This is a genomic window from Sulfurimonas sp., from assembly GCF_027056685.1.
Classification (GTDB): Bacteria; Campylobacterota; Campylobacteria; order Campylobacterales; family Sulfurimonadaceae; genus Sulfurimonas.
The window spans coordinates 1-2,979 of sequence record NZ_JALUKE010000145.1; the positions used below are offsets into that span (position 1 = coordinate 1).

Below are 2,979 nucleotides of genomic sequence, written 5' to 3' on the forward strand. Positions count from 1 at the left end.
AAAGTCAAATATGATTTGAGGCGTGATATAATCACCTATAGTTTTACTCGAAGTAATCTTTAAACTCCCCGAAATTTTATCATTTTTAAATAAATTTTTAGCATCATTAAGAGCTATAAAATAGGGCTCAGTTTTTTGTCTAAAAAATCTACCTCTCTCATTTAATACCAACTTCTTACCAAGTCTGTCAAAAAGTTGTTCATCTACCTTTTTTTCTAGTGACTTTATGGCTAGAGATATAGCTGATTGTGTAAGACCTAGTTTTTTAGCTAAGTTTGAAATGTGAGAATCATCACATAAATGATAGAAAATATTTAACTCTTTAAGTGTCATCGCATATTCCTTATAAATAATATTAATAATTATATCAAATTTAATTTATTTTACTTATAGATTGATTAGTTATATACTTCACAAAAATTACAAAGGTTTATATTATGTTTACGAAAGAAAACAGAACGAACACACTAAGTGGGATACTATTTGTCGCACTTTTTTCTATGAGTGCCACTTATCTGGCTGATTTTGCCATATTTAAGCATTTGGCTATTAGCCCGCTTATCATTGGTATAGTTCTTGGGATTGTATATGCAAATACCCTCAGAAACAAGCTTCCCCAAGAGTGGGTTCCAGGAATTATTTTTTCTACAAAAACACTCCTAAGAGCTGGAATCATACTATATGGTTTTAGATTAACTTTTCAAAGTATAGAAGCAGTAGGAATATCTGGAATATTTACAAGTGTTACTATAGTCACTCTGACATTTATCATCGGATATATTGTCGGCACAAAATTTTTAAAGATGGACAGAGATACTACCATTCTAGTGACAGCGGGAAGCTCTATCTGTGGTGCTGCAGCAGTTTTGGCAACAGAACCTGTAGTAAAAGGTGAACCATACAAAACTGCCATAGCAGTTTCAACCGTCATTATATTTGGAACAATTGCTATGTTTTTGTATCCATTTTTATATAGAATGGGTTACATTCCACTTACGCCTCAAGAGATGGGTATATACATAGGTGGAACAATCCACGAAGTTGCTCATGTCGTAGCAGCAGGAAATGCTGTAGGTGCTGAAACTGCCAAGACAGCCGTAATAGTCAAGATGATACGAGTAATGATGATAGCACCATTTTTATTGGTCTTGGGATTTTGGCTTGCAAAAACAAGTAAAGATGTGGCAAATAAACAAAAAGCTAAAATAGTTATTCCTTGGTTTGCAGTCTTTTTTATGGTCGTAGCCGGATTTAATTCATTAAATCTCTTACCTCTACATGTAGTAGGAAGCATCAACTCTATAGACACATTTTTGCTAACAATGGCAATGAGTGCCTTAGGTATGGAGACAAGCATGGACAAGTTCAAAAAGGCAGGAATGAAGCCAATTTATTTAGCAAGTATACTCTTTTTGTGGCTAATCTTTGGTGGTTTTTATATCGTAAAACTTGCAGTATTACTCTAGCATTAAAACTTGACAACTAGATTCCATCAAAAAGATGGAGTCTAGATATTAAAAACTAGTGTTTTTTCGTTGTATGCTCTTTTTCATGTTTAGAGACTAAAGATTTAAAATCATTTTTAATGTGATCATAAAGTTTTGCAACTATATTTTTTCCTCGTATCTCCGCCTCAATATTTTTCACCTGAGTTTGTAAACTTTTATACTCTGCTGAATGCTCTTTTGTATAGCCTAAAAGAACTGCTTTTTCAAGTTCATCATCTGCACTAGAGAGTAATTTAAGTGCATCTTTTTTGTTTGATTTATCAAGTTTTGATGCTTCTAAAACTAAATCTTGTGCTGTAATAAGAGGTAAAGGAACTACCACTACTTGTGTCACAACGCTATTAAGAGCCGTAGCTAAAGCTGTAAATGCCAATTTTGAGTTCCCTTTGTTAAGCATTTTCAGAGCCTCTTTGGTAGCAACTGGATATGTACCCATTGGTATAAATTGCGTTCTCATATCCATCTCATCTTGTAAAGGAAGAAGCATATTTCTCGCTGCTTGTGTGTCATGATCTTTAAGTAAAGACTCCGTCGCTTTTATGATGTGTTTTACAAGTTTAGCATCACCTGTAAAATCATTTACCTGAATCTCATCCGCAATAGGAACAAGCGCTAGTTTTGGATCTTTTTTCAGTGCTTTATCAAAAAGTTTTGTCGCTTTTTCAAGAGCCTCTTTTGCAGGTTTTACCTTATTTTGATGTAATGCTCTTAATGCTACTACAGTTTGTTGTAAACCTTCTGTTACCTCTTTTGGTGCTTTTTTCAGAGCCAATCTATGTTGTGTTGCCTCTTTGCTTACAATGGCTTTGAGTCTTTTTGCATCATCTCGACTTGCCTCTTTTGTAAAACTTTTCATATCCATTTTTGCTCTAAACGCATCTTTTGAACGAGTGCTTTGTACATCTGCTTGTGCCATAGCATGTGCTTTTACAGAATTCGGGTTATTTAATGCCTTTGCCTCTTTTGAAGCTACTGCATCATTTACATTTGCGTAGAGTGCTGATGTTGAGAGGAGAATACCTGCCAATAGTGTTGATAATATAACTTTTCTTTTCATACTTTATCCTTTGTGTATCAAGTTTGTTAAGTAAAATTTTATAGGTTAATTGATAACACTTAGTAAATGAAAAAGTTAATCCCTGATTGATTTAATATCAGGATTACATGAAATTTTATGCTCCATATCTACAACTATTGCGTTTGGGAGCTGCGTTTGAGAGGCAAGTGTTGCCGTTCTGTAGCCCTCACCCTCATTCAAGTAGATATAAAACCCATTTTCATAAAGAGCAAGCCGTATTTTAAACGCAATGGAATATGTAGTAAGCACACCCTCCTTTTTCATTACCTTTGCGATGTCTGAAAAATACTCTTTTGTCCAAAGAATAGGGTTTGTACTAGGAGAAAAAGCATCCTGATAAACAATGTCAAAAAAATCTTCAAATCGCGTGACATACTCCCGTGCATCACCCAA

At 34.3% G+C, this 2,979-nt stretch carries 4 protein-coding genes; 1 reads left to right on the plus strand and 3 read right to left on the minus strand.

The features are described from left to right. On the minus strand, positions 1-333 hold a 333-nt coding region (locus MVY38_RS06365), incomplete at its 3' end, for a LysR family transcriptional regulator (protein WP_297484471.1). Positions 334-437: 104 nt separating this feature from the next. Here MVY38_RS06365 and MVY38_RS06370 point away from each other — a divergent pair. After that, complete coding sequence (locus MVY38_RS06370; protein WP_297484473.1) at positions 438-1,466, plus strand: YeiH family protein; 1,029 nt, start codon at positions 438-440, stop codon at positions 1,464-1,466. A 55-nt stretch (positions 1,467-1,521) separates the two neighbouring features. Here MVY38_RS06370 and MVY38_RS06375 read toward each other — a convergent pair whose 3' ends face one another. Continuing rightward, positions 1,522-2,565 carry a YfdX family protein gene (locus tag MVY38_RS06375; protein ID WP_297484475.1) on the minus strand — a complete coding sequence of 348 codons (1,044 nt, stop codon included), beginning with the start codon at positions 2,563-2,565 and terminating at the stop codon, positions 1,522-1,524. 75 nt (positions 2,566-2,640) lie between these two features. Then, on the minus strand, positions 2,641-2,979 hold a 339-nt coding region (locus MVY38_RS06380; protein WP_297484477.1), incomplete at its 5' end, for an MnmC family methyltransferase.